Here is a 22,105-nt window from a genome sequence, read left to right on the forward strand (position 1 = left end):
AAAGCGTATGCAGAAACTCCTGCTGGCGGTCGACCGCCTGTCCACCTGGATCGGCCAGGCCTTCGCCTGGCTGATCGTGGCGCTCACCTTCCTGATCACCTACGAGGTGTTCTCGCGCTACGTGCTCAACGAGCCGCACGACTGGAACCTGAACGTCCAGATCATGCTGTACGGCACGCTGTTCATGATGGCCGGCGCCTACACGCTCTCGAAGAACGGCCATGTGCGCGGCGACGTGCTGTACGGCTTCTTCCGGCCGCGCACGCAGGCCACGATCGACCTGCTGCTGTACATCGTGTTCTTCCTGCCGGGCATCGTCGCGCTCACCTACGCGGGCTGGACCTACGCGAACGAGGCGCTCGCGATCCGCGAGAAGACCTTCTCCGCCACGCCGCTGCCGCTGTACCCGTTCAAGTTCGTGATCCCGTTCGCCGGCGCGATGCTGCTGCTGCAGGGCATCGTCGAGATCGTGCGCTGCGCGACCTGCCTGCGTGACGGCGACTGGCCCTCGCGCGAACAGGACGTGGAGGAGGTCGACGTCGACAAGCTCAAGGAGATGGTGCACGTCAAGGACGAGGACATCGCCGCGCTGGACAAGTACGTCACCCACGAAGCGGGGAGCAAGCCGTGAAGATCCGCAAGGAACTCTGGTTCGGCTTCATCATCATGGGGCTGATCATCGCCGGCACGGCGGTGATGCTGCTGTCGGCCGACAAGATCACCAACGGCCACATCGGCCTGATGATGCTGGCCCTGGTGGTGGTGGCCATCATGCTGGGCTTCCCGACCGCGTTCACGCTGATGGGCATGGGCATGCTCTTCACCTGGATCGCCTACGAGGAGGACACCACCAAGACGCTCGACCTGATGGTGCAGTCGGCCTTCAAGGTGATGAGCAACGACGTGCTCATCTCGATCCCGCTGTTCGTGTTCATGGGCTACCTTGTCGAGCGCGCGAACCTGATCGAGAAGCTGTTCCGCTCGCTGCACCTGATGCTGGCGCGCGTGCCGGGCTCGCTGGCGGTGGCCACGCTCTTCACCTGCGCGGTGTTCGCCACCGCCACCGGCATCGTCGGCGCGGTGGTCACGCTGATGGGCCTGCTCGCGCTGCCGCAGATGCTCAAGGGCGGCTACGACGTGCGGCTGTCGGCCGGCGCGATCACCGCCGGTGGCTGCCTGGGCATCCTGATCCCGCCCTCGGTGCTGCTGATCGTCTACGGCGCGACCGCCGGCGTCTCGGTGGTGCAGCTGTACGCCGGCGCGTTCTTCCCCGGCATCATGCTGGCCGGCCTGTACGTGTTGTACGTGATCATCCTGGCCAAGCTGAAGCCGTCGCTGGCGCCGCCGCTGTCGGAGGAGGCGCGCTTCGTGCCGCTGCCGCCGCTGACGCAGCGCATCTCGGAGACGGTGTCCAACCGCGCGCTGCCGGCCTTGCTGCTGGCACTGAAGGGCTCGCGCAACGCCGGCGTGCCGGCCGGCTACATCCTGCGCCAGCTCGGCATCGCGCTGCTGCCGGCGCTGGTGTTCGCGGCGGTGGCGGCGCTGTCCTATGTCGCCGCGACCAGCCCGAGCGAGGCGGTGGCCGCCAGGCAGAGCGGCGCGCTGGCCGAGCCCGGCGGCGGGGTCCAGGAGCCGCCGAGCACCGGCGGCCTGCAGGAGCCGCCCGGGGCCGGCGGCCTGCAGGAGCCGCCGGGCGCGGGTGGGGTGCAGGAGCCGCCCGGGGCCGGCGGGCTGAAGGAGCCGCCAGGCGCGTCCAGCGGGCTGAGCGAGCCGCCGGGTGCCACCGGCGCGGTGCAGGAGCCACCGGGCGCCGGCGGGCTGAAGGAGCCCGGTGCGGCCGGCGCCAGCGAGGCGGCCCCGGCGGCCGAGCGCAAGCCGGCCAGCCGCGGCTTCTGGATCGGCTTCGGCGTCGGCCTGGCTGCGCTGGTCGGCCTGTACGCGCTGCTCAGCTTCCAGCGCCTCGAGGTGTTCAAGATGCTGCTGGCGAGCTTCTTCCCGCTCGTCATCCTGATCCTGGCGGTGCTCGGCTCGATCGTCTTCGGCCTGGCCACGCCGACCGAGGCGGCGGCGGTCGGTGCGTTCGGCGGCTTCGTGCTCGCCGCGGCCTACCGGCAGCTGAACCTGCAGATGGTCAAGGAATCGGTGTTCCTCACCGCCAAGACCAGCGCGATGGTGTGCTGGCTGTTCGTCGGCAGTGCGATCTTCTCGGCCGCCTTCGCGCTGCTGGGCGGGCAGGAGCTGGTCGAGCGCTGGGTCATGTCGATGAACCTCACGAAGACCCAGTTCCTCGTGCTCAGCCAGGTGATCATCTTCATCCTCGGCTGGCCGCTGGAGTGGACGGAGATCATCGTCATCTTCATGCCGATCTTCATCCCGCTGCTGGACAACTTCGGCGTCGACCCGCTGTTCTTCGGCCTGCTCGTCGCGCTGAACCTGCAGACCGCCTTCCTCAGCCCGCCGGTGGCGATGGCGGCGTTCTACCTCAAGGGCGTGAGCCCGCCGCACGTGACGCTGAACCAGATCTTCGCCGGCATGCTGCCCTTCATGGGCATCCAGGTGCTGGCGATCTTCCTGCTCTACATCTTCCCGGAGATCGGGATGTGGCTGCCGCAGGTGCTCTACAAGTAAGCGGCTGAGAAGGACGGCGCGCGAGAATGGGCCCATGAACGCTCCCTCGCGCGCCCGGGTCGCGGCGCTGATCGCCGGCCTCGAAGCCGGCCTGCTGGAACGCAGCGCCGCGGCGCGGCTGGTGCTGCTGGCGGCGCTGGCCGGCGAGCATGTGCTGCTGATCGGCCCGCCGGGCACCGCCAAGAGCGAGCTGGCGCGGCGCCTGCACCGCTGCTTCGCGGGCAGCCCGTTCTTCGAGCGGCTGCTCACGCGCTTCACCACGCCCGAGGAACTGTTCGGCCCGCTGTCGCTGAAGGCGCTGGAGGACGACCGCTACGAGCGCCTGGTCGACGGCTACCTGCCGCGCGCCGGCATCGCCTTCCTCGACGAGGTGTTCAAGGCCAACTCGGCGATCCTCAATGCCCTGCTGACGCTGCTCAACGAACGCGAGTTCGACAACGGCCCGACACGCGAGCGCACCCCGCTGGTCAGCGTGGTCGGCGCGAGCAACGAGGTGCCGGGCGAGGAGGCGCTGCTCGCCTTCTTCGACCGCTTCCTGGTGCGTGTGCCGGTCTCGGGGGTCGGCGAGGCGAGCTTCGGCGCGCTGCTGACGCTCGCGCCGGCCGCACCGCCGGCCGTCGAGCCGGTCTCGCCGCAGGAGCTGCGCGGCTGGCTGGCCGCGCGCGAGGCGGTGGTGCTGGGCCCGGACAGCATCGAGGCGCTGCACGCGCTGCGCCGGGCCGCGGCCGCCCAGGGCATCGTCGTGTCGGACCGGCGCTGGCGCCAGCTGGTCGGGCTGCTGCGCAGCGCCGCCTTCCTGGAGGGCCGCACGCAGGTCGAGCCGCTGGACCTGTGGCTGGTGCCCTACGTGATCGCGGCGCAGCCGGCGCAGGTGCCTGCGCTGCAGGACTGGTTCGTGCGCGAACCGGCGCAGGCCGAGCCGCAGGACGCGCCCTGGCTCACGCGCGCCGTCGAGGCCTTCGAGAAGCAGCTCGAGCTGGAGGCCACGCTCCCGGCCGACGACGGCGACGATGCGGCCGGCAAGCTCGCGCTGGCGCGCGCCGTCGGCGGCAGCGCCGAGGGCGGGCTGCTGCGCATCGTCTCGGCCACGCTGGAGCAGCAGCTGCGGCGGCGCTGGAGCCCGGTGCATATCGCGGCCCGGCTCGCGCAGCTCGACGAACTCATCGGGCGTGCCGGCGCGCCGCTGCCCGGGCTGCGCGCAGCGCTCGCCGCGCTCGAGGCCGCGCTGGCGAAGCGCCTGTGGCTGCCGCCCGAGCTGGCACAGCAGCTGCGCGCCAACCGACAGGCCACGCTGGCCACGCTCGAGGCGCTGCTCGATCGCCTGGCCGCGGTGCGCGCCGGCTTCGCGGCGCTGCCGCAGGATGAGCAGCTGCCGGCCACGGTGCCCGAGCCGGTCGCGCTGGGGGCATGAACCTCGACGCGCCGTACGACCGGCTCGAGGCGCTGCCGCGCACGCTGTGGCTGCCGGCGCTGGTCTGCTCGGCAGGCCGCAGCGAGGCCCGGCTGGCGCAGCTGCGCCCCTGGGCCGAGGCGCTCGAGCGCGGCGAGCTGCCCGCGGCGGCGCTCGACTTCGCCGACCCCGAGGCGCTCGCGCCGCTGCGCGCATGCATCGGCGCGCTCGGCCTGCCCGCGCTGGCGCGCGGTGTGCCGGCACTGGCCGAGCAGGTGCTGCGCACGCTGCTGTGGCACCTCGACCGCATCGTCGACCACCAGCCGGCGCTCTCGCGCGCCGAGGCCATCGCGCGCGCGGCCGGCGAGTTCCACGCCGAGTGGCAGGTGCAGACCAGCGGCTGGGAGGAGCAGCTCGCGCTGCTGCGCGACCTGGGCGACCTGGCCACGCTGCGCTGGGACGAGCTGCGCGGCCGGCTCGCCGCCCGCGAGTGGCAGGAGGCGCGCCGGCTGGCGGCGCTGCTCGAGCACCTGCAGCCGCTGGCCGCGCTGATCGAGCGGCTCGGGCGCAGCGAACACGCGCCCGACGCCCCGCCGGCCGAGGCGCCGCACGCCAGCCCGGCGGCGCCGCGCGTGCCGCTGGCCGAACGCGTGACCCGGCTGCCCGACGCGCCGGGCGAGCTGCGCGGCATCCGCCACTCGGGCCGGCTCGAGCGCATGCTCGGCAGCGAGGCGATGCAGATCCGTCACCCGGTGCTGCACAAGCTGTGGCGCGCGCGCCTGGCCGAGAGCCGGCTGCTCACCTACGAGAGCGAGGCGCTGCTGGTGGAGCGGGTGCCGGACCCGTCGGGGCGCACGCCGGCCGCCGCGCGCGACGAGGCGCAGCCGCTGCAGCGCGGCCCGATGATCCTGGCGGTCGACACCTCGGGCTCGATGCGCGGCGCGCCGGAGAACATCGCCAAGGCGGCGGTGCTGCAGGCCTTGCGCGTGGCGCAGCGCGAGCGGCGCGGCTGCCTGCTGATCGCCTTCGGCGGACCGGGCGAGCTGGTCGAGCGCGAGCTGCGCGACGAGCGCGACCCGGCGGCCGGGCTCGACGCGCTGTTCGAACTGCTCGGGCAGTCGTTCGACGGCGGCACCGACGTGCAGGCGCCGATCGAGCGTGCCGTCGCGCGGGTGCACGAGGCACGCTGGCGCAGCGCCGACCTGCTGATCGTCAGCGACGGCGAGTTCGGCTGCACCCCGGCCACGCTGGCCGCGCTGGACGACGCGCGCCGCACGCTCGGCCTGCGCGTGCAGGGCATCCTGGTCGGCGACCGCGAGACGCTCGGCCTGCTCGACAGCTGCGACGAGGTGTTCTGGCTGCGCGACTGGCGCCGCTACGGCGATGCGGTGCCGCAGCGCGAGGCCTTCGTGCCGGTGCACACCGCGAGCCTGACGGCACTGTACTTCCCGAACGCGCTGCGCCCGCACGCCGCCGCCACCGCGGCCCGGCGCCCCGGCAAGCCGTGACCAGATGCTGCGCGGCCCGGGCCGCGCAGCCGGCGGCGACACAGTTCGACACGCGGGGTGACGCCGCTCGGGCATCGTTCGTGCCGCTGCGGCGCACGGCGCCGCACAGGGAGGCAGTCATGCGGCAGAAGAACCACCCCGTCCCGATGTCGTTGCGGATGCTGTTTGCGGCCGCCGGCTCGGCGACCTTGCTCGCCGCCTGCGGCGGCGGAGAGTCGTCCTCGCCACCCACCGGCGGGCCCCCGGCACCTGCGCCCGCACCCGCGCCGGCACCCGCACCCGCACCCGCACCCGCACCCGCACCCGCACCCGCACCCGCACCCGCACCCGCACCCGCACCTGCGCCTGCGCCTGCGCCTGCGCCTGCGCCTGCGCCTGCGCCGGCGCCTGCACCGGCTCCTGCGCCCGCACCTGCGCCCGCACCTGCCCCGGCTCCTGCGCCGGCCCCCGCGCCCGGCCCGCTGAGCGTGCGCGACGCCTACCGCCTCGCGGACCAGGCCAGCTTCGGGGCCACCGAGCCGCTGATCGCCGAGATCCGCGCCCAGGGGGCCGCGCCCTGGATCGCCGGTCAGATGAACCTGTCCGCCTCGCGCTACACGCTGGGCAACGGCGATGCGATCCACAAGAACACCCAGGCCACCGGCTTCTGCGACCTGCCGGCCTACGCCGGCGCGAACTGCTGGCGCGACTGGTACTCGAGCCAGCCGCTGGTGTGGGACTTCTACCGCAACGCCACGCAGAACGCCGACCAGCTGCGCCAGCGCGTGGCCTTCGCGCTGCAGCAGATCCTGGTCGTCAACAACCTCGAGGTCGAGGGCACCTACGGCCTGCGCAACTACCACAACGCCTTCCTCGACAACGCGTTCGGCAACTACCGCCAGGTGCTGAAGAAGGTGGCGCTGTCGCCGGTGATGGGCGACTTCCTGAACAACGCCAACAACGACAAGGCGGCGCCGAACGAGAACTTCGCGCGCGAGCTGCTGCAGCTGTTCTCGCTCGGCACCTGCCTGCTCAATGCCGACGGCAGCCTGCAGGGCGGCCGCTGCGCGCCGACCTACAACAACGACACGGTGCGCGCCTATGCCTATGCGCTGACCGGCTGGACCTATCCGGCCGGCGGCGCCACCTCCTGGGGCTGCTGGCCCAGCGGCACCAACTGCCAGTACTACGGCGGCGACATGGTGCCCGCGGCGGCCTACCACGACAGCGCCGCGCGCACGCTGCTGGCGGGCGTCTCGGTGCCGGCCAACAACACGGCGCCGCAGGCGCTCGAGAAGGTGCTCGACAGCCTGATGCAGCACCCCAACATCGGCCCGTTCGTCGGCAAGCAGCTGATCCAGCACCTGGTGTCGAGCAACCCGAGCCCGGCCTACGTGCAGCGCGTGGCGGCGGTGTTCAACGCCGGCCGCTACACGAGCGGCGGCCAGCTCTTCGGCAGCGGCCAGCGCGGCGACCTGGCCGCCACCGTGGCCGCGGTGCTGCTGGACGCCGAGGCACGCGGCGACACGCCGGCACGCCGCGCCGGCAAGCTGCGCGAGCCGGTGCTGACCTTCACCGCCGTGCTGCGCGCGCTGAACGGCCGCAGCGACGGCGAGGCGCTCGCCTGGTGGTGGGGCGAAACGCTGCGCCAGCATGTGTTCCGGCCGCCCTCGGTGTTCAACTTCTACCCGCCCGACTACCCGATCCCGGGCAGCACGCTGGTGGGCCCGAGCTTCGGCATCCACAACGCCAACTCGGCGCTCGAGCGGCTGAACTTCCTGACCTACCTGCTGTGGTGGGGCGGCTCGACGGCCACGGCGGGCGTGCCCGGCGCCTTCGGCACCTCGATCAACACCCAGCCCTTCGAGGCCGACGCCGACGACCCCGGCAAGCTGGTCGACCGGCTCTCGGTGCTGGCCACCGGCGCCGCGCTGCCGGCCGGCACGCGCAACGCGATCGTCACCGCGGTGCAGGCCTTCACGCAGGCCAACAACGGCGCCACCTGGCGCACCGAGCGCGTGCGCCAGGCGGTCTACCTGGTGTTCGCCACCCCTGCCTTCCAGGTGCAGCGATGAAACCCACGATCGAGGGCAACGCCATGCAACGACGCCATTGGCTCAAGCTCGCCGGCCTGGCCGGTGCCACGCTCGGTGCCGGCACGCTCGCCAACCTGCTCGCCCCGTCGCGCCCGGCGCGCGCGGCCGACTACAAGGCCCTGGTGTGCGTGTTCCTGTACGGCGGCAACGACGGCCTGAACACCATCGTGCCGACCGACACCACGCGCTGGGGCGAGTACGCCGCGGTGCGCGGCGCGCTCGCGCTGCCGCAGGGCAGCCTGGTCGGCCTGGGCACGAGCGGCTACGGCCTGCACCCCTCGCTCGCCGCGCTGGCACCGGCCTGGGCCGAGGGCCGCCTGGCACCGGTGTTCAACGTCGGCCCGCTGTTCCGCCCGCTCACGAAGGACCAGTACCGCAACGCCGCGCAGAGCTCGGAAGACATCCCCGACAGCCTGTTCTCGCACAGCGACCAGCAGATCCTGTGGGAGACCGGCAGCACCGACGCACTGACGCGCACCGGCTGGGGCGGGCGCGCGGCCGAGGCGCTGGCCACCGTCAACCCGGTGATCTCGGTGGGCGGCAACGGGCGCTTCGGCCTGTCCACGCGCAGCGCGCCGCTGGTGCTGCCGGGCCCGGGCTCGACCTTCGGCGCCTACGAACTCGGCACCGACGCCTGGCGGCTGAACTACGCCCCGATCGTCGCGCGCGCCACCGCGCTGCGCGCGATCTACCAGCAGGCGCAGGACAACGACATCGCCGAGGCCTACGCCACGATGCAGCGCGACGCCTTCGCCGTCTCCGAGCGGCTCGGCGCCCTGGTCAAGGTGCTGCCCGGCCAGGCCGGCTCGGTGGCGGCGATCGACACGGCGTTCGCCGCGCTGATCTCCAACGGCAACGTCGTGCCCGGCCTGGCGCGCCAGCTCTACCAGGTGGCCAAGCTGATCCACGGCAATGCCACGGTGCAGGGCAACCGGCAGATCTTCTTCGCCCAGCTCGGCGGCTTCGACACCCACGGCAACCAGATCGGCGCCAGCGTGCTGGAAGGCACGCATGCCGCGCTGCTGAAGTCGGTGGGCGACTCGCTGGCGGCCTTCCACAACGCGATGAAGGCGCTCGGCCTGTCCGACGCGGTGACCCTGTTCACCCAGAGCGACTTCGGCCGCACCTTCGCACCCAACAACAGCAACGGCACCGACCACGCCTGGGGCAACCACCACCTGGTGCTCGGCGGCGCGGTGCGCGGCGGCCAGACCTACGGCACCTACCCGGCGCTCGCGCTCGGCGGGCCGGACGACGTGGGCGTCGAGAGCTGGGAGCGCCAGGGCCGCTGGATTCCGACCACGGCGGTGGACCAGTACGCGGCGACCCTGCTCGCCTGGTTCGGCGCCAGCGACGCGCAGCTCGACAGCGTGCTGCCGAACCTGCGCAACTTCGGCAGCGCGCGCACGCTCGGCTTCGTGTAGCGCCGCTTCGTCGCGCGCCGGCGCAGCCTGTCCGGCGCGCCGGTCAGCGCGTCGCAGCCTGCTCGCCGCGGCACGGTGGGGCCCGTACAGTCGCGCCCATGTCCAGCGTCCCGCCTGCCCCGCCACTGCCCCCCGCTGCGCCCCCGGCGGGCCGACAGCCCACCTGGCTGCGCGCCTTCCACGCCTACGGCAGCTGGCTGGTGGGCATCAGCTGGTGGCAGTTCGTGCTGCTGGCGCTGCTGCTGCTGGTCGGCAGCGGGATCGCCCAGAACTTCCCGCCCTTCAGCTGGCCGGTGCCGGGCTGGATGCGCGCCGAGCCGGTCGTCGTGGTGCCGCCGCCGCCCGCTCCCCCGGCCGCCGGCGCGACGCGCCCGCAGCGCAGCGCGAGCGCGGCGCACGGCGGCGTGGAGATCTCGATCGACAAGAGCGGGGTGCGCATCCAGCCCGCCGCACCGGGTGCCGCGGCTTCGTCGGCCGGCCTGGAGATCGGCCCGGACGGCATCCAGATCAAGGTGCCGCCCGGCGCGGACACCCAGGAGGTGCGCGAGGCCATCGAGGCGGCGCGCGAGGACATCAAGGCCGCCATCGAGGACGCGCGCGAGACGGCCATCGAGATGCGCGAGGAGGGCGACACCACCGTGATCACGCCGCGCCGCGCGCCGCCACGCCCGACCTTCGGCGAGTCGCTGCCCGAACTCGCCTTCCTGTGGATCCTCATGTCGGCGGTCCTGAAGGTCACCTACAAGGGCCGGATGCAGGCCGAGGTGAAGGCCGCCCAGGCCACCGAGACGGCCGAGGCCGAGCAGCTCAAGCGCCAGGTGGTCGAGGCCCGCATGGCCGCGATGCAGGCGCAGGTCGAGCCGCATTTCCTGTTCAACACCCTGGCCTCGATCGACCACCTGATCGAGACCGACCCGCCGCGCGCCTCGGCGATGCAGAAGAACCTGATCGCGCTGCTGCGCGCCAGCATGCCGAGCATGCGCGAGACGGCGAGCAACGGCGTGCGCGAGCTCGGCCGCGAGATGGCGGTGATCGCACCCTACCTGGAGATCCTGAAGGTGCGCATGGAGGACCGGCTCGCCACCTCGATCGACGTGCCCGAGGGCCTGCGCTCGGCCGAGTTCCCGCCGATGATGATCCAGAGCCTGGTCGAGAACGCGATCAAGCACGGCCTCGAGCCCAAGCCCGAGGGTGGCACGCTGGCGGTGAAGGCCGAGATCGTGCACGGCAAGCTGGCCGTCACGGTGGCCGACACCGGCGTCGGCTTCGGCCAGGCGGCGACTGCCGGCACCGGCATCGGGCTGACCAACATCCGCGAGCGCCTCGCGCTGCTGTACGGTGGCAAGGCCGCGCTGACGGTGACGGCGAACCAGCCCTGCGGCACGCGCGTGACGATCACGGTACCCTATGTGGCGCACACCAACGAGGTCCCTCCCTCATGACCACTGCCGTGATCGCCGACGACGAACGCCTGATGCGCGAGCAGCTGCGCGCGCGCCTGGCCGAGACCTGGCCGGAACTCGAGATCGTGGCCGAGGCGAAGAACGGCCTGGAGGCGCTGCAGCTGGTCGAGCAGCACCGACCGGACGTCGTGTTCCTCGACATCCGCATGCCCGGTCGCACGGGGCTCGAAGCCGCGCGCGACATCCTGCAGCTGCCGGTGGACGACGAGGCACAGGGCTGGCCGGGCTGCGAGATCGTCTTCATCACCGCCTACGACGAGTACGCGGTGCAGGCCTTCGAGCAGGGCGCGGCCGACTACGTGCTCAAGCCGGCCGAACGCGAGCGCCTGGCGCAGACGGTGGCGCGGCTGAAGCGCCGCCTTGCCGCGCACGCCGGCCCGGAAGCGCCGCCGGCGCCGAACTTGCAGCGGCTGCTGCAGCAGCTGGCCGCGCAGGGCCCCGCCGCGGCGCCGGCGCGGCTGAAGTGGATCCAGGCCAGCGTCGGCCCGGCGATCCAGATGATCCCGGTCGAGGAGGTGCTGTTCTTCATCTCCGACGAGAAGTACACGCGTGTGCAGACTGCGACGGTGGAGGCGCTGATCCGCAAGCCGATCAAGGAGCTGGTGGAGGAGCTCGACGCCGAACTGTTCTGGCAGATCCACCGCTCGACGCTGGTCAACGTGAAGGCGATCGGCGGCGTCACGCGCGACCTGCGCGGCCGGCAGATCGTCAGCGTGAAGGGTCACCCGCAGAAGCTCGAGGTCTCGCGCAGCTTCGCGGGATTGTTCAAGGGGATGTAGGCGCGGCCTGCGCCGCGCGGGCGGCTGCCGCCTCGCGCAGTGCCTTCAGCTTGGCGCGCGGGTCTTCCTTCTGCTGCACCTCGTGCAGCTTCATCTCGGCGATGAAGCGGCTGGGGACGCCTTGCACCGTGTCGCGCCCGCGCTTGCGGCGCCGCAGCGTGCTGACGCAGAGCGTCTCGCGCGCACGCGTGATGCCCACGTACATCAGGCGCCGCTCCTCCTCCAGGCGCTGCGGCGTCATCTCCTCGTCCTCGCTGCGGAAGGGCAGCAGGCCCTCGTTGACGCCTGACAGCAGCACGTGCGGCCACTCCAGGCCCTTGGCGGCGTGCAAGGTCGAGAGCGTGACCACGTCCTGCTCGTCGCCGCGCTCGGCCAGGCTGATGATCACCGAAATGGTCTGGGCCACCTCGAGCACGCTCTTCTTCTCGCTCTCGACCGTCAGGCCGCCGTCGTTCTCGATCTCGCCGCCGCAGCGCCTGGCGATCCAGTCGACGAAGTCGAGCACGTTGCCCCAGCGCGCGGCGGCGAGCTTCTCGCTGTCCTCGCCCTCGAGCAGGTGCTGCTCGTAGCCGATGTCCTTGAGCCAGCCCAGCAGCAGCGCCTTGGCGTCCTCGGCGCCCTCGGTGTGGCGGGCGCGGTACTCGAGGTCGTTCACGAAGCGGCCGAACTCGTGCAGCGAGCCGATCGCGCGGTTGTTGATCGCGGTGCCCAGGCTCTCGGCGAACAGCGCCTCGTACAGGCTCGTCTTCCACTTCGACGCGAACTCGCCCAGGCTCGCCAGCGTCTGGTGGCCGATGCCGCGCTTGGGCGTGGTGACGGCGCGCAGGAAGGCGGGATCGTCGTCGTGGTTGACCAGCAGGCGCAGCCAGGCGCACAGGTCCTTGATCTCGGCGCGATCGAAGAAACTCTGGCCGCCCGACACCTTGTAGGGGATGTTCGCCTTGCGCAGCGCCTTCTCGAACACCCTGGCCTGGTGGTTGGCGCGGTAGAGCACCGCGAAGTCCCTGAACGCCACGTTGCCGCCCTGGCCACGGCGCGACTGGATCATCGCCACGGCGCGCTCGGCCTCGTGCTCCTCGCCGTCGCACTCGAGCACGCGCACCGGCTCGCCGTCGCCGTAGGCGCTCCAGAGCTTCTTCTCGAACAGCTTCGGGTTGTGCGCGATCACCGCGTTGGCGGCGCGCAGGATGCTGCCGGTGGAGCGGTAGTTCTGCTCCAGCGGGATGACCTTCAGCGCCGGGTAGTCGCTCGGCAGGCGGCGCAGGTTGTCGATCGTCGCGCCGCGCCAGCCGTAGATGCTCTGGTCGTCGTCGCCCACCGCGGTGAAGTTCGCCGCCTCTCCGGCCAGCAGCTTGAGCAGCTCGTACTGGATCGCGTTGGTGTCCTGGTACTCGTCGACCAGCAGGTAGCGCAGCCGGTCCTGCCACTTGGCGCGCGCCTCGGCGTCGCGCTCGAGCAGCTTCTTCGGCAGCAGGATCAGGTCGTCGAAGTCGACCGCCTGGTAGGCCGCCAGGCGCTCCTCGTAGCGCTGCATCACGCGCTGCGCGACGCGTTCGTCGTCGTTCGCGGGCTCGACCTGGCCGCTCGCGAGCCCGGCGTTCTTCCACAGGCTGATGGTCCATTGCCAGCGGCGCGCGAGCGTGTTGTCGTTGCTGCCGCCGGCATCCTTCAGCGTGGCGAGCACGTCGTCGCTGTCGAGGATGCTGAACTGCTCCTTCAGGCCGAGCCGCGCGCCCTCCTCGCGCAGCAGGCGCACGCCCAGCGAGTGGAAGGTGCTGATCACCAGCGGCTTGCTCGCGCGCGGGCCGACCAGCGCGCGGGCCCGTTCGCGCATCTCGGCCGCGGCCTTGTTGGTGAAGGTGATGGCCGCGATGCGCGCCGGCTCGTGGCCGGCCTGCAGCAGCCGCGCGATCTTGTGCGTGATGACGCGCGTCTTGCCCGAGCCGGCGCCGGCCAGCACCAGGCAGGGCCCCTTCAGGTGGTGCACCGCCTCGAGCTGGGCCGGGTTGAGCGATGCGGGGCTGTCGGACACGGGGCGCGGGCGTCGGGGCGGGCTGCGGGGCGGGCCATGATAGCGGCGGGGCGCTGTGCAGATTTCACGCGGGCGTGGCGCCCGCGCCGACACGCACGGCCATCACAGTGTCATGTTTGGTCCTGGTGCCGATTCCGTTGGCCCAAGCGCTTTGGCGCGCGCAGCCCACGTCGCACACTGTCGTCCGGACCCACAAGCCCGAGCATGTGCACGACACATGCGACGAGAGGCACACGACATGTTGATGATCCATCGCTCCATGCCCACGCCGTCTGTCCCGCGCTGGAAGCGCACCCTCGACCAGGCCCTGCGGCTCGCCCGCCCGGGCCTCGATTTCCAGAGTTCCGCCGGCGTCGACGATCTCGAACGGCTGCGCTCCCTGTGCCATGAACTGGTGGCCGACCTGCCGGCCGCGCAGCGCCACGTGATCGGCGTGACCCTGCTGCATGCGCGCGACCGGCGCGACATCCAGCACCTGCGCGCGCAGCTGTTCGATGCGATCGCCCACCAGCTCGGCGAACGCACCGCACGCGAGCGCCTGCGCCGGCTGGACGAGGCCCTGGTAGGCTGAGGCCCGCGCCGCGCCGCGTGCCGGGCGCTGCGATACTGGTGGCATGCAGGCGATCCTGGCTGTCACCTTTCCGTTCTTCGCGCTGGTCCTGCTGGGATACGTCGCCGTTCAGCGCGGGATGCTCCCCGAATCGGCCATTCCCGGGCTGAACGGATTCGTCCTGTTCTTCGCGCTGCCGTGCATGCTGTTCCGCTTCGGTTCGAGCATGCCGCTGGCGCAGCTGCTGGACCCGGTGCTGATCGCGATCTACCTCGGCGGCGCGCTCCTGATGGTGCTGTTCACGATCGCGCTGACCTTGCGTCAGCGGCCCGACGGCCCCGGCGTGACGATGAAGGACGCCGCCTTCGGCGCGCTCGTCGCGGCCTTCCCGAACTCGGGCTTCATGGGCTTCCCGCTGCTGATCGGGCTGCTCGGCGAGCGCGTGGCCGGCCCGTTGATCGGCTGCATCCTGATCGACCTGGTGGTCACCAGTTCGCTGTGCCTGGCGCTGGCCCAGCTGCGGCCGGCCAGCGAGACCGCCACGCGCGAGGCGCTGCTGCCGAGCATCGCACGGGCGATGCGCGGTGCGTTCTCCAACCCGCTGCCCTGGGCCATCGCACTGGGCGCGCTGGTGGCCGCGACCGGGCTGCCGCAGCCGCAGGCCGTGAAGGACATCGTGCGCATGCTCGGCGATGCGGCCACGCCGGTGGCGCTGTTCACGATCGGCGCCGTGCTGTGGCGCGCCCAGCAGCACGCCCACAGCCGCACGCCGCTGCGCGACTACCTGCCGGTGGCGCTGGTCAAGCTGCTGATCCACCCGCTGCTGATGCTGGCCGGTGGCGTGCTCGCCAACGCGGCGGGCGCGGAGGTGTCGTCCTTCGCGCTGCTGGTGCTGGTGCTCAACGCGGCGCTGCCCAGTGCGAGCAACGTGGCCATCCTGGCCGAGCGCTACGGGGCCGACAACGGCCGCATCACGCGCATCATCATGGCCTCGACCGCCCTGGCGTTCGTCACCTTCTCGGCGATCGCCTGGGCCTTCGGGGTGCGCAGAGGCTGAGTGCCTCCGCGCTGGTCACTTCTTGCGCAGCTTGGCGATCGCCGCCAGCTGGGCCGCCATCGCGGCGAACTCGCTCTGGGCCTTGGCCAGGTCGATGTCGCTCTTGGCGTTGCGCATCGCCTCCTCGGCGAGCTTCTTGGCCTCGGCGGCCTTGGCCTCGTCCAGGTCGTGGCCGCGGATGGCGGTGTCCGCCAGCACGGTCACGACGTTGGGCTGCACCTCGAGGATGCCGCCGGCGACGAAGACGAATTCCTCCTCGCCGTTGTCGGCCCGCTCGATGCGCACCGCACCCGGCTTGATGCGGGTGATCAGCGGCGTGTGGCGCGGCAGGATGCCGAGCTCGCCGGATTCACCCGGCAGCGCGACGAACTTCGCCTCGCCCGAGAAGATGCTCTCCTCGGCGGAGACGACATCGACGTGGATGGTGGCCATGGTGCGTCCTTACTGGAGCTTCTTGGCCTTCTCGAAGGCCTCGTCGATCGTGCCGACCATGTAGAAGGCCTGCTCGGGCAGCGCGTCGCACTCGCCGTTGACGATCATCTTGAAGCCGCGGATGGTTTCCTTCAGCGGCACGTACTTGCCTGCCGTGCCGGTGAACACCTCGGCAACGTGGAAGGGCTGGGACAGGAAACGCTGGATCTTGCGCGCGCGCGCCACGGCCAGCTTGTCTTCCGGTGACAGCTCGTCCATGCCCAGGATCGCGATGATGTCGCGCAGTTCCTTGTAGCGCTGCAGGGTGGCCTGCACGGCGCGGGTCGTCGTGTAGTGCTCCTCGCCGACGACGTTCGGGTCGATCTGGCGGCTGGTCGAATCCAGCGGGTCCACGGCGGGGTAGATACCGAGCGCGGCAATGTCGCGCGAGAGCACGACGGTCGAGTCCAGGTGGGCGAAGGTGGTCGCGGGCGACGGGTCGGTCAGGTCGTCCGCCGGCACGTACACGGCCTGGATCGAGGTGATCGAGCCGACCTTGGTCGACGTGATGCGCTCCTGCAGGCGGCCCATTTCTTCCGCGAGCGTCGGCTGGTAGCCCACCGCCGACGGCATGCGGCCCAGCAGCGCGGACACTTCCGTGCCGGCCAGGGTGTAGCGGTAGATGTTGTCGACGAAGAACAGCACGTCGCGGCCCTCGTCGCGGAACGACTCGGCGATCGTCAGGCCGGTCAGCGCGACACGCAGGCGGTTGCCCGGCGGCTCGTTCATCTGGCCGTACACCATCGACACCTTGGACTCGGACAGGTTCTCCTGCACGACGACCTTGGAGTCGCTCATCTCGTGATAGAAGTCGTTGCCCTCGCGGGTGCGCTCGCCCACGCCGGCGAACACCGACAGGCCCGAGTGCGCCTTGGCGATGTTGTTGATCAGCTCCATCATGTTGACGGTCTTGCCGACGCCGGCGCCGCCGAACAGGCCGACCTTGCCACCCTTGGCGAACGGGCAGATCAGGTCGATCACCTTGATGCCCGTCTCGAGCAGCTCCTGCGACGGAGACAGCTCGTCGTAGGCCGGCGCACGGCGGTGGATGGTGCTGTACAGCTCGGCGTTGACCGGGCCGCGCTCGTCGATCGGGTTGCCCAGCACGTCCATGATGCGGCCGAGCGTCGCCTTGCCCACCGGCACCTTGATGCCGTCACCGGTGTTGGTGACCATCAGGCCACGGCGCAGGCCGTCGGTGGAACCCAGCGCGATGGTGCGCACGACGCCGTCACCGAGCTGCTGCTGCACTTCCAGCGTCAGGGCCGAGCCTTCGAGCTTCAGCGCGTCGTAGACCTTGGGCATCCGGTCGCGCGGGAACTCCACGTCGATGACCGCGCCGATGCACTGGACGATCTTGCCCTGGGCTTGTTGATTCGCTTGCATGTTCGGAATCCTCTGTGAATCTCTTGGTCAGACGGCTGCGGCACCGCCGACGATCTCGGAAAGTTCCTTCGTGATCGCGGCCTGGCGCGTCTTGTTGTAGACGAGCTTGAGTTCGGCGATCAGGTTGCCGGCGTTGTCCGTCGCGGCCTTCATCGCCACCATGCGGGCCGACTGCTCGGAGGCCATGTTCTCGGCCACCGCCTGGTAGACCAGGGCCTCGACGTAGCGCGTCAGCAGCTCGTCGATCACGGTCGCGGCATCCGGCTCGTACAGGTAGTCCCAGCCGTACTGGCGCTTCTCTTCCTCGGTCTGCTGCAGGTCGCCGGCCGACAGCGGCAGCAGTTGCTGCACCTGGGGCTCCTGCTTCATCGTGTTGATGAACTGCGTGTAGCAGAGGTAGACCGAGTCGAGCTGGCCGCCGACAAAGGCGTCGAGCATCACCTTGACCGGGCCGATCAGCTTCTCGAGCTGCGGCGCATCGCCGAGCTGGACCGCGTGCGACACCACCTTGGCGCCGATGCGGTTCAGGAAGCCGAAGCCCTTGTTGCCGATGGCCACCGTCTCGATCGCCACGCCCGCGCCCTGCAGCTCGCGGAACTTGTTCGTGACGGCGCGCAGCACGTTGGTGTTCAGGCCGCCGCACAGACCCTTGTCGGTCGTGACGACGATGAAGCCGACCTTCTTCGCCGTGCCGCCGGTGCGCATGTACGGCGAGCGGTACTCCGGGTTCGCCTGCGACAGGTGCGCGGTGATGTTGCGGATCTTGTCGCTGTACGGGCGCGCCGCGCGCATGCGCTCCTGCGCCTTGCGCATCTTGGAGGCGGCGACCATTTCCATGGCCTTGGTGATCTTCTTGGTGTTCTCCACCGATTTGATCTTGCCGCGAATTTCCTTGCCGACCGCCATGGTCAGGACTCCTTAGGCGAAGGACTTCTTGAACGCGGCAATGGCGTTGTTCAGCTCGGCCTCGGCGTCCTTGTCCATCGCCTTGTCGTTCTCGAGCTTGCCCAGCAGGCCGGCATGGCTGGACTTCAGGTGCTGGTGCAGGCCGTGTTCGAACGCCAGCACCTTCTTGACGTCGATGTCGTCCATGTAGCCCTTGTTGACGGCGTACACCGAGGCGGCCATCAGCGAGATCGGCAGCGGCGAGTACTGCGCCTGCTTCAGCAGTTCCGTGACGCGCGCACCGCGGTCGAGCTGCTTGCGGGTCGCCGCGTCCAGGTCGGAGGCGAACTGGGCGAAGGCCGCCAGTTCGCGGTACTGCGCGAGGTCGGTACGGATACCGCCCGACAGGCCCTTGATCAGCTTGGTCTGCGCGGCGCCGCCGACACGCGACACCGAGATGCCGGCGTTGATGGCGGGACGGATGCCCGAGTTGAACAGCGAGGTCTCGAGGAAGATCTGGCCGTCGGTGATCGAGATCACGTTGGTCGGCACGAACGCGGACACGTCACCGGCCTGCGTCTCGATGACCGGCAGCGCGGTCAGCGAACCGGTCTTGCCCTTCACCTCGCCCTTCGTGAAGGCCTCGACGTAGTCGGCGTTCACGCGCGCGGCGCGCTCGAGCAGGCGGCTGTGGAGATAGAACACGTCGCCGGGGAAGGCTTCGCGGCCCGGCGGGCGGCGCAGCAGCAGCGACACCTGGCGATAGGCGACCGCCTGCTTGGACAGGTCGTCGTAGATGATCAGGGCGTCCTGGCCGCGGTCGCGGAAGTACTCGCCCATCGTGCAGCCGGAGTAGGCCGACACGTACTGCATCGCGGCCGATTCGGAGGCCGAGGCGGCGACCACGATGGTGTAGTCCATCGCGCCGTGCTGCTCGAGCGCGCGCACCACGTTCTTGATCGAGCTGGCCTTCTGCCCGATCGCGACGTAGACGCAGGTCATGTTCTGACCCTTCTGGTTGATGATCGTGTCGATCGCCACCGCGGTCTTGCCGGTCTGGCGGTCGCCGATGATCAGCTCGCGCTGGCCGCGTCCGATCGGCACCATCGTGTCGATCGACTTCAGGCCGGTCTGCACCGGCTGCGACACCGACTGGCGCGCGATCACGCCCGGGGCGACCTTCTCGATCACGTCGGTCATCTTGGCGTTGATCGGGCCCTTGCCGTCGATCGGCTGGCCGAGCGCGTTGACGACGCGACCGATCAGCTCGGGGCCGACCGGCACTTCCAGGATGCGACCGGTGCACTTGACCGTGTCGCCTTCGGAGATGTGCTCGTACTCGCCCAGAATCACCGCGCCGACCGAGTCGCGCTCGAGGTTCAACGCCAGGCCGAAGGTCGGCTGGCCGTCCTTGGTCGCGGGGAACTCGAGCATTTCGCCGGCCATCACGTCCGACAGGCCGTGCACGCGGCAGATGCCGTCGGTCACCGACACGACGGTGCCCTGGTTCTTGATGTCCGCCGAGGCGCCCAGGCCTTCGATGCGGCTCTTGATCAGTTCCGAGATCTCTGCGGGATTCAGGTTCATTGCTATCTCCGTGACGACGGGGCCGCCTCAGGCGGTCAACGCCACTTTCATCTGTTCGAGACGGGCCTTGACCGAGGTGTCGAGCACCTCGTCGCCGACGACCACGCGGATGCCGCCGATCAGCGACGCATCGACCACCACGCTCGGATTGAGCTTGCGGCCGAAGCGCTTCTCCAGCGAGGCCACCACCTCGGGGAGCTGCGCTGCGTCGATCGGGAAGGCGCTTTCGATCGTGGCGTCCGAGACACCCGAGCGGGCATTGACCAGCGCATGGAACTGGCGCGCGATCTCCGGCAGCGCCGCGAGGCGGCCGTTGTCGATCACGGTGCGCAGCAGGTTCTTCGCGCCGTCGCCGAGGAAGCCCTTGATCACCGAGGCGATCAGGTCGAACACCTGCTCGGGCGCGACCTTCGGGTTGTCGGCGAACTGCCGCACCTGCTCGTGGCCCGCGACCTCGGCGATCGCCGCCACCTGCTCGGACACGGCGGCCGCATCGGCCGGCGCGATGGCCTTGAACAGCGCTTCGGCGTAGGGCCGTGCGATGGTTGCCAGCTCGGCCATGGTCAGAGTTCCGCCTTCAGGCGACCCAGCAGCTCGGCGTGAACGGACGCGTTCACTTCCTTGCGCAGGATCTGTTCGGCGCCCTTGACGGCCAGCGCGGCCACCTGCTCGCGCAGCGCCTCGCGGGCCTTGACGGACTCCTGCTCGGCCTCGGCCTTGGCGGCGGCGATGATCTTGGCGCCTTCCTCGCTCGCGCGGGACTTGGCCTCCTCGACCATCTGCTGCGCCAGGCGCTCGGCATCGGCCAGGCGCTGCGCGGCGTCGTTGCGCGCGGCGGCGAGCTGTTCCTCGACGCGCTTGTTGGCCTGGGCGAGGTCTGCCTTCGCCTTGTCGGCGGCCGACAGGCCGTCGGCGATCTTCTGAGCGCGCTCGTCGAGCGCCTTCGTGATCGGCGGCCACACGAACTTCATCGTGAACCAGACCAGGATCAGGAAGACGATCAACTGCGCAATCAGCGTAGCGTTGATGCTCACGTGCTTGCCCCTGAGTCGTCAGTGGGAGGGCGGCGGGCGCCCGATTACTTCGGCAGGTTGGCGATCTGGCCCAGGAACGGGTTGGCGGTGGCGAACCACAGGGCGATACCGGTGCCGATGATGAATGCGGCGTCGATCAGGCCGGCCAGCAGGAACATCTTGGTCTGCAGCTCGTTCATCAGCTCGGGCTGGCGGGCGGCCGACTCGAGGTACTTGCTGCCCATGATGCCGATGCCGATGCAGGCACCGATCGCACCCAGACCGATGATCAGGCCGGCGGCGAGGGCAACAAAGCTAATGACTTCCATGGTGGCTCCTAGTTGTGTCAGTCAGGGGAAAAAGGAAGGGAACGGAAAGCGGGATCAGTGGGCGTCGTGCGCCTGGCCGATGTAGACCAGCGCCAGCATCATGAACACGAAGGCCTGCAGCGTGATGATCAGGATGTGGAAGATGGCCCACACCGTGCCGGCGATGATGTGGCCGAGGAACAGGAAGATGCCGGTGGCCGAAAGCGCCCAGGCGCCGCCCATCAGCGCGATCAGCATGAAGATCAGCTCTCCCGCGTACATGTTGCCGAACAGACGCATGCCGTGCGAGACCGTCTTGGCGACGAACTCGATGATCTGCATCAGGAAGTTGACCGGGTACAGCAGCGGGTGGCTGCCGAACGGGGCGGTGAACAGCTCGTGCACCCAGCCGCCCGCGCCCTTGATCTTGACGTTGTAGACCAGGCAGGTGATCAGCACGCCGAGCGACAGCGCCATCGTGATCGAGAGGTCGGCGGTGGGCACCACGCGCAGGTAGGCGTTGTGGTCGCCCTGCGCGGTCTGCCACAGCCAGGGCAGCAGGTCGACCGGCAGCAGGTCCATCGCGTTCATCAGGAAGATCCAGACGAACACCGTCAGCGCGAGCGGCGCCACCAGCTTGCGGCTTTGCGCGTTGTGCACGATGCCCTTGGCCTGCGACTCGACCATCTCGACCAGCACCTCGACGGCGGCCTGGAAGCGGCCCGGCACGCCCGAGGTGGCCTTGCGCGCCGCCGACCACAGCAGCCAGCAGCCCAGCACGCCCAGCAGCACCGAGAAGAACAGCGAATCGAGGTTGATGACCGAGAAGTCGACCACCGCCTTCTGGTGGCCGGACTGCAGGTGATGCAGGTGGTGGACGATGTATTCGCCGGCGGTCGGGGCGTGTGCGGTGCCTTCTGCTGCCATGTGCTTGCTCTTCTCGTCTCAGTTCTAACGTCCGCGGGCGCGCCACGCGAGCGCCACCCAGTTCACCTTCATGCACACCACCATCGTGATCAGCAAGGCGGGCCAGCTCAAACCCGGCACCACTCTCGCAGCGATCACCAGCATGGCGACGGCCACTCCGATCTTCAGCATCTCCCAGAACATGAACCCCGCGGCTGCCGCCACCGGGGAACGCGTCCCTCGCGTCATGCCGCGCGCCAGCAAGGCGCTCGGCAGCACCACCGCGGCCGCGCCGTACAACGCCGACCACGCCGCCCCGCCGGACCGAGTGACAAGCCAGATGACGGCCCAACACACCAGCCCCGCCACGGCTTGCGCCGCGACGACCCGCCAGGGCGAGACCTGCGGGATGCCGGCCCTCAGGCGCTGCGCCTCGTCGTGCGTCAGTCGCCGGAAGCCCTCCTCCTCATCGTTGCCCCACGGCGCGTGGTCACGCCGTGCGCCGCGTACGTCGCCATGGTCGAGGGTGTCGGTCATGACGCGTCACAAATCCGGCAGGAGCAAAGCCGCGGAAGTATACGAGGAAACCCGTGCTGTTCCGTCGACCCCCCAGGCCGTGACGGAGTTTGGCCTGCGACCCTGA

The 22,105-nt window shown here is 70.3% G+C and carries 20 protein-coding genes; 10 read left to right on the forward strand and 10 right to left on the reverse strand.

Annotated elements, in window-relative coordinates:
- Positions 1-7: 7 nt before the first annotated feature.
- From D9C15_RS19320 to D9C15_RS19355, 8 genes are all read left to right on the forward strand, one after another.
- A complete protein-coding gene (locus tag D9C15_RS19320) occupies positions 8-631 on the forward strand; it encodes a TRAP transporter small permease subunit (protein WP_128000088.1) in 624 nt (207 codons plus the stop codon).
- Positions 628-2,628 carry a TRAP transporter large permease gene (locus D9C15_RS19325; RefSeq protein ID WP_128000089.1) on the forward strand — a complete coding sequence of 667 codons (2,001 nt, stop codon included), beginning with the start codon at positions 628-630 and terminating at the stop codon, positions 2,626-2,628. The genes D9C15_RS19320 and D9C15_RS19325 overlap by 4 nt, the downstream gene beginning before the upstream one ends.
- A 34-nt stretch (positions 2,629-2,662) precedes the next feature.
- Positions 2,663-4,039 (forward strand): AAA family ATPase, encoded by a 1,377-nt coding sequence (locus D9C15_RS19330; protein ID WP_128000090.1) that lies wholly within the window; start codon positions 2,663-2,665, stop codon positions 4,037-4,039.
- On the forward strand, positions 4,036-5,526 hold the full coding sequence (locus D9C15_RS19335) for a VWA domain-containing protein (protein WP_128000091.1): 1,491 nt from the start codon (positions 4,036-4,038) through the stop codon (positions 5,524-5,526). Before D9C15_RS19330 ends, D9C15_RS19335 begins: the two co-directional genes overlap by 4 nt.
- Before the next feature lie 467 nt (positions 5,527-5,993).
- Positions 5,994-7,580, forward strand: coding sequence for a DUF1800 domain-containing protein (locus tag D9C15_RS19340; protein ID WP_240668468.1), 1,587 nt, complete (start codon positions 5,994-5,996; stop codon positions 7,578-7,580).
- Positions 7,577-9,025 (forward strand): DUF1501 domain-containing protein, encoded by a 1,449-nt coding sequence (locus D9C15_RS19345; RefSeq protein WP_240668469.1) that lies wholly within the window; start codon positions 7,577-7,579, stop codon positions 9,023-9,025. Before D9C15_RS19340 ends, D9C15_RS19345 begins: the two co-directional genes overlap by 4 nt.
- A gap of 98 nt (positions 9,026-9,123) precedes the next feature.
- Positions 9,124-10,467, forward strand: a complete 1,344-nt coding sequence (locus tag D9C15_RS19350) for a sensor histidine kinase (RefSeq protein ID WP_128000092.1) — start codon at positions 9,124-9,126, stop codon at positions 10,465-10,467.
- The gene (locus D9C15_RS19355) at positions 10,464-11,267 is read left to right on the forward strand and encodes a LytR/AlgR family response regulator transcription factor (protein ID WP_128000093.1); all 804 of its coding nucleotides are present in this window, start codon (positions 10,464-10,466) and stop codon (positions 11,265-11,267) included. Before D9C15_RS19350 ends, D9C15_RS19355 begins: the two co-directional genes overlap by 4 nt.
- Here D9C15_RS19355 and D9C15_RS19360 read toward each other — a convergent pair.
- Positions 11,254-13,299 carry an ATP-dependent helicase gene (locus D9C15_RS19360; protein ID WP_128000094.1) on the reverse strand — a complete coding sequence of 682 codons (2,046 nt, stop codon included), beginning with the start codon at positions 13,297-13,299 and terminating at the stop codon, positions 11,254-11,256. The genes D9C15_RS19355 and D9C15_RS19360 overlap by 14 nt on opposite strands.
- Before the next feature lie 244 nt (positions 13,300-13,543).
- On the opposite strand from D9C15_RS19360, the gene D9C15_RS19365 reads away from it, so the two are divergent.
- Together D9C15_RS19365 and D9C15_RS19370 are read left to right on the forward strand one after the other, a co-directional pair.
- Complete coding sequence (locus tag D9C15_RS19365) at positions 13,544-13,870, forward strand: hypothetical protein (protein ID WP_205854842.1); 327 nt, start codon at positions 13,544-13,546, stop codon at positions 13,868-13,870.
- A 43-nt stretch (positions 13,871-13,913) separates the two neighbouring features.
- Positions 13,914-14,906 (forward strand): AEC family transporter, encoded by a 993-nt coding sequence (locus D9C15_RS19370; protein ID WP_128000096.1) that lies wholly within the window; start codon positions 13,914-13,916, stop codon positions 14,904-14,906.
- Positions 14,907-14,921: 15 nt separating this feature from the next.
- On the opposite strand, the gene D9C15_RS19375 is transcribed toward D9C15_RS19370, so the two are convergent.
- The 9 genes from D9C15_RS19375 to D9C15_RS19415 are packed head-to-tail and all read right to left on the reverse strand — an operon-like array spanning position 14,922 to position 21,999.
- Positions 14,922-15,338, reverse strand: coding sequence for a F0F1 ATP synthase subunit epsilon (locus D9C15_RS19375; RefSeq protein ID WP_112189221.1), 417 nt, complete (start codon positions 15,336-15,338; stop codon positions 14,922-14,924).
- 9 nt (positions 15,339-15,347) lie between these two features.
- Positions 15,348-16,763, reverse strand: a complete 1,416-nt coding sequence (gene atpD / locus D9C15_RS19380; RefSeq protein WP_128000097.1) for a F0F1 ATP synthase subunit beta — start codon at positions 16,761-16,763, stop codon at positions 15,348-15,350.
- Positions 16,764-16,790: 27 nt separating this feature from the next.
- A complete protein-coding gene (atpG, locus tag D9C15_RS19385) occupies positions 16,791-17,669 on the reverse strand; it encodes a F0F1 ATP synthase subunit gamma (protein ID WP_128000098.1) in 879 nt (292 codons plus the stop codon).
- Between the two features lie 12 nt (positions 17,670-17,681).
- Positions 17,682-19,235 (reverse strand): F0F1 ATP synthase subunit alpha, encoded by a 1,554-nt coding sequence (gene atpA, locus D9C15_RS19390; protein WP_128000099.1) that lies wholly within the window; start codon positions 19,233-19,235, stop codon positions 17,682-17,684.
- A gap of 27 nt (positions 19,236-19,262) precedes the next feature.
- Entirely contained in the window at positions 19,263-19,796 is a 534-nt protein-coding gene (locus D9C15_RS19395) for a F0F1 ATP synthase subunit delta (RefSeq protein ID WP_128000100.1), read from the reverse strand.
- A 2-nt stretch (positions 19,797-19,798) separates the two neighbouring features.
- Positions 19,799-20,269 (reverse strand): F0F1 ATP synthase subunit B, encoded by a 471-nt coding sequence (locus D9C15_RS19400; RefSeq protein ID WP_128000101.1) that lies wholly within the window; start codon positions 20,267-20,269, stop codon positions 19,799-19,801.
- Between the two features lie 44 nt (positions 20,270-20,313).
- Positions 20,314-20,577: a F0F1 ATP synthase subunit C gene (gene atpE / locus D9C15_RS19405; protein ID WP_112189215.1), complete on the reverse strand. Its 264-nt coding sequence runs from the start codon at positions 20,575-20,577 to the stop codon at positions 20,314-20,316.
- A gap of 54 nt (positions 20,578-20,631) precedes the next feature.
- Positions 20,632-21,483 (reverse strand): F0F1 ATP synthase subunit A, encoded by an 852-nt coding sequence (atpB, locus tag D9C15_RS19410; protein ID WP_128000102.1) that lies wholly within the window; start codon positions 21,481-21,483, stop codon positions 20,632-20,634.
- A gap of 24 nt (positions 21,484-21,507) precedes the next feature.
- Positions 21,508-21,999, reverse strand: coding sequence for an ATP synthase subunit I (locus D9C15_RS19415; RefSeq protein WP_128000103.1), 492 nt, complete (start codon positions 21,997-21,999; stop codon positions 21,508-21,510).
- Between the last annotated feature and the right edge of the window lie 106 nt (positions 22,000-22,105).

The organism is Piscinibacter defluvii (assembly GCF_004011805.1).
Lineage (GTDB): Bacteria > Pseudomonadota > Gammaproteobacteria > Burkholderiales > Burkholderiaceae_C > Piscinibacter > Piscinibacter defluvii.